The sequence below is a fragment of the Paenibacillus sp. FSL H8-0168 genome (assembly GCF_038592955.1).
In the GTDB taxonomy this organism is placed as follows: Bacteria; Bacillota; Bacilli; order Paenibacillales; family Paenibacillaceae; genus Paenibacillus; species Paenibacillus polymyxa_B.
The window spans coordinates 4,033,731-4,046,743 of the sequence record NZ_CP151948.1 but is presented as its reverse complement, the minus strand read 5'-3'; the positions used below and the strand labels follow the sequence as shown (position 1 = coordinate 4,046,743).

General features: G+C 35.2%; 15 protein-coding genes and 1 pseudogene. 13 read left to right on the top strand and 3 right to left on the bottom strand.

What is annotated here, in order from left to right:
* Positions 1 to 34: 34 nt before the first annotated feature.
* The gene (locus tag MHI21_RS17825) at positions 35 to 1,843 is read right to left on the bottom strand and encodes an ATP-binding protein (protein ID WP_069081125.1); all 1,809 of its coding nucleotides are present in this window, start codon (positions 1,841 to 1,843) and stop codon (positions 35 to 37) included.
* On the bottom strand, positions 1,815 to 2,855 hold the full coding sequence (locus MHI21_RS17820; RefSeq protein ID WP_069081124.1) for a DNA cytosine methyltransferase: 1,041 nt from the start codon (positions 2,853 to 2,855) through the stop codon (positions 1,815 to 1,817). Before MHI21_RS17820 ends, MHI21_RS17825 begins: the two co-directional genes overlap by 29 nt.
* Positions 2,856 to 3,393: 538 nt before the next feature.
* Here MHI21_RS17820 and MHI21_RS17815 point away from each other — a divergent pair.
* The 4 genes from MHI21_RS17815 to MHI21_RS17800 all read left to right on the top strand — a co-directional run bounded on the left by MHI21_RS17815 (position 3,394) and on the right by MHI21_RS17800 (position 5,938).
* The gene (locus tag MHI21_RS17815; RefSeq protein ID WP_342418630.1) at positions 3,394 to 3,735 is read left to right on the top strand and encodes a hypothetical protein; all 342 of its coding nucleotides are present in this window, start codon (positions 3,394 to 3,396) and stop codon (positions 3,733 to 3,735) included.
* A gap of 633 nt (positions 3,736 to 4,368) precedes the next feature.
* On the top strand, positions 4,369 to 4,617 hold the full coding sequence (locus MHI21_RS17810; protein WP_342418629.1) for a hypothetical protein: 249 nt from the start codon (positions 4,369 to 4,371) through the stop codon (positions 4,615 to 4,617).
* A gap of 126 nt (positions 4,618 to 4,743) precedes the next feature.
* Complete coding sequence (locus MHI21_RS17805; RefSeq protein ID WP_342418628.1) at positions 4,744 to 5,199, top strand: hypothetical protein; 456 nt, start codon at positions 4,744 to 4,746, stop codon at positions 5,197 to 5,199.
* A gap of 283 nt (positions 5,200 to 5,482) precedes the next feature.
* Positions 5,483 to 5,938, top strand: a complete 456-nt coding sequence (locus MHI21_RS17800; protein ID WP_071644342.1) for an NUDIX domain-containing protein — start codon at positions 5,483 to 5,485, stop codon at positions 5,936 to 5,938.
* A 243-nt stretch (positions 5,939 to 6,181) separates the two neighbouring features.
* Here MHI21_RS17800 and MHI21_RS17795 read toward each other — a convergent pair whose 3' ends face one another.
* Complete coding sequence (locus MHI21_RS17795; protein WP_342418627.1) at positions 6,182 to 6,931, bottom strand: SDR family NAD(P)-dependent oxidoreductase; 750 nt, start codon at positions 6,929 to 6,931, stop codon at positions 6,182 to 6,184.
* A gap of 239 nt (positions 6,932 to 7,170) precedes the next feature.
* On the opposite strand from MHI21_RS17795, the gene MHI21_RS17790 reads away from it, so the two are divergent.
* The 9 genes and pseudogenes from MHI21_RS17790 to MHI21_RS17750 all read left to right on the top strand — a co-directional run bounded on the left by MHI21_RS17790 (position 7,171) and on the right by MHI21_RS17750 (position 13,001).
* The gene (locus MHI21_RS17790; RefSeq protein WP_342418626.1) at positions 7,171 to 7,740 is read left to right on the top strand and encodes a TetR/AcrR family transcriptional regulator; all 570 of its coding nucleotides are present in this window, start codon (positions 7,171 to 7,173) and stop codon (positions 7,738 to 7,740) included.
* Between the two features lie 128 nt (positions 7,741 to 7,868).
* Positions 7,869 to 8,081, top strand: coding sequence for a hypothetical protein (locus tag MHI21_RS17785; protein WP_342418625.1), 213 nt, complete (start codon positions 7,869 to 7,871; stop codon positions 8,079 to 8,081).
* Between the two features lie 175 nt (positions 8,082 to 8,256).
* Positions 8,257 to 8,564: pseudogene (locus MHI21_RS17780) on the top strand (hypothetical protein).
* A gap of 89 nt (positions 8,565 to 8,653) precedes the next feature.
* Positions 8,654 to 9,073: a GNAT family N-acetyltransferase gene (locus tag MHI21_RS17775; protein ID WP_341163555.1), complete on the top strand. Its 420-nt coding sequence runs from the start codon at positions 8,654 to 8,656 to the stop codon at positions 9,071 to 9,073.
* 227 nt (positions 9,074 to 9,300) lie between these two features.
* On the top strand, positions 9,301 to 9,639 hold the full coding sequence (locus MHI21_RS17770; RefSeq protein ID WP_342418624.1) for a GNAT family N-acetyltransferase: 339 nt from the start codon (positions 9,301 to 9,303) through the stop codon (positions 9,637 to 9,639).
* Positions 9,640 to 9,949: 310 nt separating this feature from the next.
* Complete coding sequence (locus tag MHI21_RS17765; protein ID WP_342418623.1) at positions 9,950 to 10,573, top strand: hypothetical protein; 624 nt, start codon at positions 9,950 to 9,952, stop codon at positions 10,571 to 10,573.
* A gap of 70 nt (positions 10,574 to 10,643) precedes the next feature.
* Positions 10,644 to 11,069, top strand: coding sequence for a protein export chaperone secb (locus tag MHI21_RS17760; protein WP_336077613.1), 426 nt, complete (start codon positions 10,644 to 10,646; stop codon positions 11,067 to 11,069).
* 237 nt (positions 11,070 to 11,306) lie between these two features.
* Positions 11,307 to 11,873: a hypothetical protein gene (locus tag MHI21_RS17755; protein WP_342418622.1), complete on the top strand. Its 567-nt coding sequence runs from the start codon at positions 11,307 to 11,309 to the stop codon at positions 11,871 to 11,873.
* 246 nt (positions 11,874 to 12,119) lie between these two features.
* Complete coding sequence (locus MHI21_RS17750) at positions 12,120 to 13,001, top strand: class I SAM-dependent methyltransferase (RefSeq protein ID WP_342418621.1); 882 nt, start codon at positions 12,120 to 12,122, stop codon at positions 12,999 to 13,001.
* Positions 13,002 to 13,013 lie beyond the last annotated feature (12 nt).

Below are 13,013 nucleotides of genomic sequence, written 5' to 3'. Positions count from 1 at the left end.
TAATTTTTGATTGAAGTGAAATTTAAATATTAAATCATCTATTCTTAATTGAGTTTATAATTTCTAGAATTTCTAAGTAATCTTTTGATTCTTGTTTTATCCACTTTGTTAAAAAATACTCATAAGTTTTAATTTGATCTGAGGAAGTTCTGGATCCGAACATGCACTCTGCTATTAGATTAAATTTATCTTTTGTGTTGTTTTTTTTCATCAGTTCATCATAAAGACCACGACTTTCAGCTTCTCTCTTTGCTATTTCTTCATCCCAAATAATATCTTCAGGAATAAGTTTAGGCAGAAAGAAAACATTATTATAATGGAAATCAATGTACTCTTTATATTGTTTTATTTTCTTTTCTTCACTAAAATTACTATCCTGTTGAAATTTTATATTTTCGCCTACTATCTTAAAAATTTTGTTCGCTAGATCCACTGAATTTTCTTCTCTTTGTGTCAAGTCAGCTAAATTAAATTTGTCTTTCCTTTGATCTCCATCAAATATAATAAATTTATTTTTATCTTTAGTTTTAGCATAAACAACCATGTTTTCTTGCTTGATGCTGCTTTCTCCGCCAGGTGAGTAGCTGACTTCAAATAGCTCAGTATTAAGACTTTTAAGTAAAACACTTTCTACGACCATTTTGGCAAGTTGATCTTCTACTATAATTACTTTTTTTTGAATGTTAGAATGTCCAATAAAAACAAAGGCATTTTGCGGATGTACATTTTCGTGCACAGAAATTTTACCAGTTGCATGATTTTCATAAAAAACATTTATAGCCCGACTAGGTACTGACTCTAACATATCAGGCGAATGAGTTGAGATTACGACCTGAAGTTTTTTCTTCTTGATCTGTTGAAGTATAAATTGAATTAACTTTTTTTGAGCTAAGGGGTGTAAAGAGGTTTCTGGCTCATCCAGTAGCACCAAGCTATTATTTTCAACATTTATTAAGTCGTTCACCAATTTAACTACTGCTATTTCTCCGCTTCCGGCGAATGCCTCAGAATAACTGAGTTCCTCAGTTATATACCTTATTGCAAACCCTTTTTCAGTATCAGAATCATATAAGTCATGTTCTAATATTTTAGCTTCAACGTACTTTTTACCTAAAATATCACTGATCGCTATCAATGCTTCTTCACTTATTGTTATTGGACGATCTACTTTACGTTTGTAATAGGTTTGTTCAATATTTTTTTCAAATGCCCTTTTTAATTTTATTGAACGTTCTCTAATTACGTCTTGTTTAGTTTTTAACTGATCAGGTCTTTTTCCAAAATAAAAATACTTATCAAAAGCACTAAGTGAATATCTAAAATCCATGTAGTAAACTTTTCTGTTTTGTAAATTCCATCGAGTCTTAGAGGCTTCTCTGGGGTCTACATCGTCTTCGTTAAATTCCATTTGGAATCGTTTTATTGGTCGTGATGGCTCCCAATATTCAGGTATAACTTTTCCGTTTTTGTCAGTCCTGTGAATCCTGGTTTTTATAATTTCTGCTTTAGTTTTTGTGTATTCTGTAGTGAATCCACAAATAAAACAATGACGATTACCGTTTAAATCATTAATAGGATCTAAAGATGTGTTAAACCAAAAATCACCTATACTACTGTTCTCGGGAGAACCATATAAAGCCTGTAGAATAGAACTTTTTCCACTTCCATTTGTTCCAGTCAAGAATACAATCGGAAAATTAAAATTCACTTTCAAGCCAGGTTCAAAATTTTTGAAAGAAGGGAACCTTATGTAGTCAATATGTTTTGGGAATATTTTGCGTTTGGAATCTGTATCAAACATATTCTCAAGGTCTTTAATTTCTTTTTCTATCTGCGTAATCATTTATTATCGCTTCTCCTATACGTTTTGCAAATTCAGGTGGAACAGCATTTCCTATCATTTGCGCCATTTTGTGAATGCTAGAATCATGAAAAACATAATTTTTCGGGAATGTTTGTAAAGAAGCACCTTCTCTTAAAGAAATGGCACGATTTTCTTCGGGATGTGCAAAACGACCATTTGACACACTTAAAAAACGAGTTGTTATGGTTGGAGCTGGTTTATCCCAGCTCATTCTACTATAACTATCTGAAAAACCTGTTCCATTAAAAAAAGCACGGTTTTTTATGGATTTCGTTAAATTACTAGGAGTTTCACTTATAACTTTTAAATTTTCAGCACTTAATTGTGCAACGGTATGTTGAAAATCACTATCATCTCTATGACCTGCAGAAACTGGAGCAAATCCATTGGCTTGTCCAATTACATCTTTAACTATTAAATATTGTAAGGATTTTTCTGGGGTAATCTTATTTTTAGTAATACGTGTTGCAATTAAAGAAAACCTCTTGCGAGTTTGTGGAACTCCATATTCGTTTAGGTTGAAAATGCCATACTCTACTGTATAACCTAAGTGTTCTAATTCCTGGATAAAAGCATCTAAACCACTTTCTTTCGCTTTTTTCATGAGTCCAGGAACATTTTCTACCACAACATAGCCAGGGGTATAAAATAAAACAAATCTTTTAAATTCATTTAACAAATCTTTAGATTGAGTGGCCTTTTCTTTGTTAGTATTTATAATAGACCAATACTGACAGGGGCTACATCCAACGAAAATCATATTATCATCATTAACTTTTATATCAATATATTTAGCTAACTCTAATTCATTTAATGTGGTAACATCTTGTTGTATAAATAATGAATCTGGATTATTAAATTCATAAGTTTTTTTTACTTTAGAATCAATATCTATTCCAGCTATAACTTGAATTCCAGACATTTTTAATCCGCAAGTCATACCGCCGCCTGAACAAAAAAAATCTACTGCATAAAGTTGCCTTTTTTTCATTGTGATCACCTAATGCCTTGATTAGTTTTAATCTATTATCTCATTTAATATACTATTACTCAATCTGAAAATAGAAACATATATTTTGGTGTGTATGCAAACCTTTAAACCGAATCTGAATCGAAATTAAACCAAAAGGCCTTGAACATGCTCACTGTCTTGACGAAACAAGTTGATAGGAATTGGTTTTTTTTCAATTTTATTGAAAAAGTATTCGACTAGGAAACGTTCTTTTTACATGTTACGGTCGTAAGCGTGCTGAACACGTTGGTTTTTCTAACTGGGAATCACGGCGACCGTTGAATCGTATCGTCGTTTCATGCTTCTAATTCAACAAATTTAACGGCATTCTTGGATTTTGCGAACACGCATTAGTTAATTCAGAGAAGATGTCTACATCCTATAACATAATATTCAAGCAGCGGCTCCTTTGGAGCCTTGGTCTGCTGGAGGAATTTCGGAGAAGTATATCAACCCCTTTGGGGTTCATGAATACAGGAACGTTATGCGAAACTGCTTAAAGATGGAGGAATACCGGATGTTTTTGAATTCTCATGTCTTTGAGTTAGCCAAAAAATTAAATACCGAAGAGATTCATAAGCAATGGACAGGATTAAGAAGAAATTCTGTATTCTATGGCTTGGTCTGCTATATTAACAATTCAATTTCTTTATGTCTAAGTGATAATTATACAAGTTCAATATTATTTTTAAGAAGAGCACGTAAAGAAATCATTAATATTGAAACCAATTCAAATAAGATTCAAGATCAATATGGAGATAAATATATCAAACTCTGTAATAATTATTTGAATGAGTTAGAGACATTTATAAAAGATAATCATTTAGTGTCTGATGAAGATTTTTTGAGTTTATTTTAAACAAAGAATTGTAGATATCGGTTCAAAAGAGTCCTCAAAGAAGCTTCGCATAATATAATATTCAAGCTGCGTCTCCTTCGAAGCCTAGGTCTGCGAGTTGGGTTTCGAAGAGGGATTTCAGTAGATAGCCCCTTTGAGTTCATGAATACAGGAACGTTATTAGAAAGACTATGAGGAGGGAAATAATGAAGCTATTTCATGGAGAACAAGTCTTAATTAAAGTAAACAATCTCTTACAGCCACAAATTCATACTCCTCTTGGTATAATTGAATTTTCACTCACAATCTCTGATAACTTCTATCATCCAGAACAAACCAGAACAAAGTTATAAACTCAAAAATGGTGGGTCATTATATAAATATTATTATGATTCATTTGATTGTGAGCTAGTTGTCTGTAGACCCAAGCTCAATCTCGCTTTACATCTGACAGTAGAAGAATGTTGGGGAGCAGTATTTAGAATAAAGCCTTATGCGAACACTCAAATAAGTACGTGCAGCTTTTCTGCTTCCTGGAAGGAGGGTTACAGTTGGACAGATTATGGATTTAATACTGGGGAAGATCTTGAAGCTGTCGAATACGAGAATCAGGTATACCGTTTACACTTGGGAACACAAGACGGTGATATGTTAATGGCAAGAAGAAATCAAGGAGATATGATTCCTAAATCGCTATGTTTGAACTCTGACTTTGAAAAGTACGGTTTTATCTTAAGTTCTGATAAAGGCATTACAATTCCCATGACACTAATTGATTCTAATGAGATATGCCAAGTACATTTTTTAGTTGCTTGGAATAAGAATGTCGAAGAAGATGTTTCAACGTGGTTGGCTGTGGACCAGTTCTCAAATGAAATATTAAAGGGAGAAGAAATTTTGTGAATATCCTTTAAATTGTCATAGTCCATCTGATAACCTAGTACTCACGCATCGAGCATAGCCCCTCGACCCGTAGAAGGATTTCGGAGAAGGAGATAGCAGCAGGACACCCCAGCACTCGCTGGGGTCGTGAATACAGAACCGTTAGATGAAAGCACCCAAATAAATAAAACCATCTATAAAGGATGCAAAGAAAAAATGATAAAATCTATTAGTATTGATGAATGGAATGGGATCACGTTCAATGAAGAAATAGTTATAAATCCTAAATGGGCAGACACTTTAAGTTTTTTAAGAAAACTCGACGGAGATAAATTTACATTAGTTTTTTTTGAGGTATCAGACACAGATTCAGCATTAGTTGGAGGCGGACCGGAATATTTCATAGTGTCTATTACAATTGATGGTAATATATATACTCTTATGAATGATAAACAGGGAAACAGGGAAATTCTTCTGGTTGCTGGTGGTCAGTTAGGCAATTATTGCGATAACATTTGTATAGAATTAATTCCTATGCTTGAAGTAATAGAGTATTATGAAACTGGAAAACTACTCGAAGCACATAAATGGAAACAAGAATAATAATTACTTTGAATGCAACTCGAAGAAGTGAGTGACATCATCTAACATCGTATTCAATGTAGTGGCCGGGACAAGCCCGACCCTTGTTGCGGAAGAGGCATTGGGAGGAGCGGATTCACCGGATACATTTAACCAGCTAAGTGGCAGAGCCACCTGTGCTATGTGCCTTGTCCATTGACGAAAGCAGACTCAAAAAGTGAATCCGTCGTATAACGTCAAATTCAAGCAGTGGCTCCTAACGGAGCCTTGGTCTGTTGGAGGATCTCAAAGGGGCGTGAAGATATTGAATTACATAAGAGAATTAAGAGAGTTAGTAGGTACCCGACCTATAATTATGGCAGGAGCATGTGTGATTCTCATAGATGATGAGGGACGATTATTATTGCAACAGAGAACTGACAATGGTCTATGGGGATTACCAGGAGGTTCAATGGAGCCTGGTGAGAATATGAAGGAGGTTGCAAGCCGGGAACTTTTTGAAGAGGTAGGCTTAGAAGCTGAAGAGTTAGAATTACTTGATATATTTTCAGGCCCGGAACTTTACTATCGATATCCTCATGGAGATGAAGTATATAACGTAGTTGCAGCTTATATATGTAAAGAATACAGTGGAATAATTAAAGGTGATGAAGCTGAAGTACAAGATATACGATTTTTTGATTTAAACAAGATACCTAATCAAATAAGTCCTCCCGACCTACCGATAATAACAAGATTTTTAAATGAAGTAAGATCATGAAAACATTTTTTTAGTAAATCGAGGATGTCCCTGACATCACCTAACAAAGGGGTGTTTGAACTTCAGGAATACCCAAACACTATGTGAAATCAACAAAATTATTTAAGAGGTAAACATGAGTGTGACTGCTTGGCGCTTTTTCTTACTCCACGTGCAAGTTGCAATAAAATGAACATAGAGTAGACGGAGCTGAGTGTCTACTTTATGTTCGCCTAAATTTTTGCAAATTGAATCACAGGTGGATCAATGAATCTTTGGAGGTTCAGAATTCATCGTATCGTTAAGCTGGGTCACAAAAATACCTTCGTTCGGGCCAGGGTTATTTCGAAACATTTTCGCTTCTTCCACCAGAACTTCGTCTGTATCCGTGCCAAGTATCTTTATTGTTGCATCAATGAATGAATCAAGTGGCATCGCACGCGGTTCATCGTTGTTGCTTTGAACCCATGGGGGCACAATTTCTATTACTTTTACCGATGTGTCTTTAAGCAAGTACCTTTGAGACAGCGTATAGGTATGAAGTGCTGCCTTCGTCGCGGAGTATACAGCAGTTGTCGCTAATGGTACAAATCCAAGTATTGAAGTCGTGTTGATGACAACCGCTTCTTCTTTGGACTTCAAATGCTCGATGAATGCAGAAGTCAACCGAATGGGACCTAGCAAGTTTGTAGTGACAGTCGAAATCAAAACATCCTCATCGATCATGCCCGCCGCGTCATCGGACTGTATGATGCCAGCATTGTTAATCAAGACATTAACATTCGGGTATTCTTTGATTAACTGCTTGGCGGCCGCCTCTATGCTGGCAGGATCTTGTACATTCAATTCCACTGCGGACATGCCGGGATTCGCTTTGATCGTCTCCTCCAGACGCTCTTTACGTCGACCGGAGATAATAACCTTGTTTCCAAGATTGTGGAGAGCTTCTGCTAACGCACGTCCAATTCCCGAACCGCCGCCTGTAATAAAAATCGTGTTTCCTGTAAGTTTCAATTTTTAAACCCTCCTAATTCAATGTAAATTAAATTATCCAAAGATTGTAAAACAATAGCTTTCATGATTACAGCTCCTCTAAAATTGAACATATGTTGAATCATCAACATAAATTTTATAAAGTGAATGTAACAGAGCGGTATATGGGGTTCAATGGTTAAAACAAGCGTGGTTGTTGATTTTTCAACAGAGGACTTCGAAATGTTCATTTTTTAGGATGGTGCAAAGGGGAGAAGGATATGGACAGGCGTATTCAAAAATCGAGGCAAGCCATTATTGATGCTTTTATGAGGCTGATGTCAGAAAAGGAATTCGAGAGAATTACGATCAATCAAATTGCGGAGGAAGCGAATGTCAATCGCGGAACGGTTTATTTGCATTTCGCTGACAAGTATGATCTGCGCGATCAATGCATGGAAGCTCAAATTAACGAGTTACTACACAATTGTATGTCTGAAGATAACTTCTTTCATGTCCCTTCCAAAACCGCACTACTGCGCACGTTTGAATATTTGGAGCAGCATGCTTCATTCTACTCTAGAATGCTAACGAACAAGGGAAGTACGGTTTTTCGGAACCAAATGGAGACAATGTTTCGGCAAAGTCTGTGCGAGCATCTGGATTCGATCAACCTCGATCAGGATATGAACAGGGACATTACGGTGCAATTTTTAATTTCAGCGGCAGTGGGGGTAGTGGAATGGTGGATTACCCGTTCGATGCCATATCCGGCATCGGTTATGGTTGAACAATTTTGGAATTTGCTGAACTGTGGTGTCGAGGGACACGAACGAACATCGTCCATATGAGCCTCTAATTTAGAGGCTTTATACACAAACGTTATCAGAAATTCTTGAATTACTAAAACATAATAATAAGATCTCAAAAGTACTAAAAACTATAGTATAAAGAACGCGAAAGATCTGGAGGTCATTTTATGGATATACTCTTTGCCAAGTATGGGATTAATATAATCCGAAGAGATGGGGGAATATTCATTAGTTTTGATGCTGGTGGAATAGTGGTTCAAATGATAGAAATAGAAATAACAGAAGAAGAGTCACTAAAAGCTCAGAAAAGTGAAAGAGATGTATATGAACTAATAATCAAACTACAAAATGAAAAAAGACCACATAAGAAAATTCGCTGATAAAAAAATTTGCTGATTGATTTTGAATGCATAGTGAAGAAGTTCGGTAACTTCTGATAACATAATATTCAAGCATAAGAATCCTCACGGAGCTTTGGCCTGTCGGGATGGAGTTGGAGGAGGGATTTCAGCAGACAACCCCAGAAAAAATAAAAAGACAATGGAGGTATGTTGGGTGCTGACACTAGAAAAAGCTAGAAAAAATGATGCACAAAAACTTGCTGAAATACAAAAGGCCAGTTTTGAGGATGAACCAAAGCATTTTAAGAATAATGAAACCGTTGGGCCAATAGGATATGACTCCATAAGTTGGCAAGAAGAGATGATGCAAAATTGCGAATATTTCAAGGTGCTCTTTAATGGAGAAATAATCGGGGGAGCAATCCTAGCTGGAGTGTGAAGAATCATCACTTCTATTCAAAGTGTGGGTTTACCAAAGTTAGAGAAGAAGGTGACTTATACATTTTTGAAAAGACTTTATAAACTTATGTAATGTACAAACGTTATGAGACATCAGTGCTAAGTGTTACCAAGAAGATATTTAATGAAAAGAGTGAAAGGGAGGATTTACAATGAAGATTGATTTTGCGATTGAATCAGATTATGAGTATATCTCGTTAAGAGACAAGCACATACATAAGACACTGATAAGACCAAAAATAAAAGAAAATGAAATTCTAATAATTAGAGAATCCAATCAAGAAATAGGTTGGATGAGATACGGATTTTTTTGGGACAACACACCATTTATGAATATGATATGGATAGATGAGGAGTATAGAGGAACAGGTATTGGTAAAAAAGTTGTCCAGTATTGGGAAGAATTAATGAAACAAAAAGGATTTGAAATGGTCATGACCTCAACACAGTCGAATGAAGGAGCTCAACATTTTTATAGGAAGCTTGGATATAGAGATGCTGGATGTTTAATGTTTGAGAATGAACCTCTGGAAATAATACTGACAAAGAAGTTGAACAAAAATTTACGTTGAGGAAATCAATGAAGGAAGTGACATTTAAAATATTATTCAAGCTGCTGCTAAAATGGAGCCTAGGTCTGCGAGTTGGATTTCGAAGAGGGATTTTGCAGACAACCCCTTCGGGTTCAGGAATACAGAAACGTTAGGTGAAACCTTTGAGAATCTAGAAATGAGGTAACTTCAATGATGCAATACAGAATCCGACCAATAATAGAAGATGATGTGTTTTTTTATGGGAGATGTTATATGAATCATTATTTGTCCCAGAAGGTCAAGAGCCATTCGATAAAGCGATAATAAAAGACCCTTATATATCAAAGTATATTGAAGGTTGGGGAAGAGAGGGGGATTTTGGATTTATAGCAATGAACCATGAGGGTGAACCCGTCGGATCAATAACAGTTCGATATTTTAACGAGGATAATAAGGGATTTGGATTTATTGATAATGATGTACCCGAACTAGGAATGGCTTTGTTAAAAGAATACAGGGGGAGGAAAATCGGAATGGCCTTAATGGATGAATTATTTAAAGAAGCTAGGAAGAGGAATATAAAAAAAATTATCCCTCAGTGTTGATCCGAGCAATGCAGCGGCAATGAAACTCTACGAGAGATTCGGATTTAAAGAAGTTGGGAAAGTTGATTCATCAATCACGATGGTTGTTGATTTGAGAAGTTAAAATACAGTAGTAATAGGGATTATTTTAAGGAACTCAAAAGAGATCAAGGGTATCGCCTAACATCATATTCAAGCAGCGGCTCCTTACGGAGTATGGGTCTGCGAGGTGGATTTCGGAGAGGAATTTCAGCAGACAACCCCTTAGGGGTTCATGAATGCAAGAACGTTAGCTGAAATATGACTAAAAAAACAAAAAGGAGCCAAAACAATGAGTGAATTTACTTCAGGAAGCTTATCACTATTGAAATATAAAGAAGCAATTCTTGAGCATGATCCTATATACGCGGAGGATTTAAATGACAAATGGTTTGTTTTCGTAACCAAAGATACAGAAGAAAGTGAAGAAATTCCAGAAAGTCTATTTCAAATTTCAGAAAAAATCCCAGTGTTATATTTTTATAATTTTGAAGATCACTGTTGGGGATACCGTGTAGTTTACAATTCACAACAGATAGCAAGTCTTCATATATCATATGTGTTATTAGATACTTCAATTATTAAGCTTGCAGAAGAAAGATATCCAGAGGAAGATCACATTGAATTTTTATATGTCGACCCTAGAGGGGACAAAATCAGAACTGAATTAATTGAAGAAGTACTGAGATCTAATGAATACAATGAGAAAATAGCAAAACAGTTTACAAATTGCAATCTAAAAACATTTAGATTTTTTGAACTAGATAATGAGCGAATAAAACAATTAGACGATATTTTAAATAATAATTACTATACACAACTGAAATATGAGCATCAGTTAGTAGAAGAGTTTAAAGAATTATTAAACATTGAGGAAATGAGCTGGATACGAGCAGATAGAATGAATGAAGATTAGAAGCTAATAGATAGTGAGGGCTTGTAGATATAAGAACGTTAGGTGAAATACGGAGTGTTAGGAGGTTTGCATGAATTATTATGAACTAATGAATGAAGTATTCTTTAAAGATGGAAGTCTAAGGGACATTTATATATTGGATACAGACATCCAAGTATGGGCTCTAATTTTTGATCATTTGGAAAGTAATAGAATTAATTATCGAGTGACTATAGATGGGCTAATAACTAGAATTAGGGATATTGCTGAATTGTTAAGAATAAAAAAAGAAGCAAGTATTGGGATAACTATTGAATATAGTGAAATTGATATTTGTGGGCATTTTTATGAAGGAAGCGTTATTGAATTTGATATTTCACCAATACAGATAGACTCAGAGAAAAAAATAGATGTACTCATGAACTTCCTAAAAGATTTAAGTCGGAACCTAAACAAAACGATAATTATAACTCCAGAAATGACTATGGAAGAGGTATTAGTTCGAGTAGAGCCCTAAAGGGAAAATTGAATTAATTATGTGAGTATTTCAGTGCATTCCACCTAACATCGTAATTCACACTGTGGCCACTTTCGCTTCCTTGGTCCACTAGATGCGACCCAAGAAGCGAATTCAGTGGACCGTCTGAGAACTTAACCACGTAGCGGATAGCTTCTACAGAGCCTTAAGGTTCGCATGTTCGTGAATACACAAACGTTAGCCGAAATAACGGTAATATTGTAAAGGAGAATATACATGAAATTTACTTATACACTAAGTAATATTGGTTGGGCAGATGTACATCTTCGAATTGAAAATTCGGAAATTTATATTTCTCCAAGCTATCTCTCTGAGCCATTAATTGACTTAGTAAGAGCAATTGAAGTGTTGTTGCCTGAATGTACACCTGCGGATGAAGTTAAAAGTATTGTTAACTTTGATTGGGATTCGGAACCAGCTATACATAACTGGAAAATTGTAAAGAAATCACAAGAAATAGTGCAAGTTAATATAACTGTCTATGAAGATGGGATAAAGACACACCCAGGGAAATTAGAGTTCAGTGAAGAATGTAACTTTAATGAATTCATATCAGAGGTTGTACAATCAATGGAAGTATTACTAAAGGATCATGGAATTTTAGGATATAGAAAACAATGGTATGCTCAAGATTTTCCGATTAGTAGTTATCTTCAATTGAAATATTATCTTGAGAATAAGAGCAGCTTTCCAACTAAAATTAGAAATCCAAATGATTGGATTGAAAAAATAGAAACTAATTTGAAAGACGAACTAGATATTTTAAAGAATTACATTTTGTAAGTATTTAGATTTTAGCTATTAGGAATTAGTTATTCAAAGAAGCGACGTAAGTAGATATCACAGTATTCACGCTGCGAGCCTATCGCCCTTGGGTCGTCCGGAGGTATGAGCTGGGAAGGGGATCAGGCGATCAACCTTGCAAGGCTAAGTATTCGACTCGTTGCTGAAGCACCTTAATCCTTTCGGGGGTATGAATACAGAAACGTTAGCTGAAATCGCCAAACTAAATAACAAGGAGAATCTTTTATGTCTGAATATTATTGGGACAATAAAATTGATTATCTAAGAAATACCCGCTGGTTGTATTATAACGATGATTACTTGGAATTTCTTATACAAAAGGTTTGGAAGATAAATAAACCTGTAAAGATCATAGATTATGGATGCGGTTTTGGATATTTAGGACTAAAGCTTCTTCCATTGCTACCAAATGGATCAACATATACTGGCATTGACAAAGGCATGGAATTAATTAAGCAAGCCAATAAAACATTTTCAAAACTCTCTTATGATACTGAGTTTATATTGTGTGATATTGAAGACGTGGAATTAGAAAAGGAGTATGACATAGCAGTCAGTCATGCTTTTTTATTACATATGCCTAATCCAAAGAGCATTCTACAGAAGATGATTGATTGTGTTCAGGATAACGGAATGGTTATCTGTTTTGAACCACATTGGATTGGTAATACGGCGAATTATTATCTAGATGGAATTGAACAAAGCAATGTCATCCAGTTAGGTATTTTACAGGAATTATATGAGAGAGATCATAAGCGTACGAGTAAGGACGGAAATATAGGCATACAAATACCGATCATGCTAAGCCAATTAGGCTTAAGAAATGTAGGATGTAGGGTTAGCGATAAGGTGAACTTTCTTGATCAAAACATGGACATGGAAAGTAAAAACGTGCTTTATAGTTCTTTGAAAGAAGAAGGCTTGGGACAAGAACCTAATGATGTTTCAAAAGTGATCAACGTTTTATTATCTAGAGGATTAAACGAAATGGAAGCTCAAAAACAATATGAAGCAGAAGCAACATTTTCTAAAAGATTCAGTGTTGAATCTTGGTTAGTATATGCGCCCAATATGAAGATTTCATTTGGTACAGTACAGAGATTTTAAAAGTAGGGTATA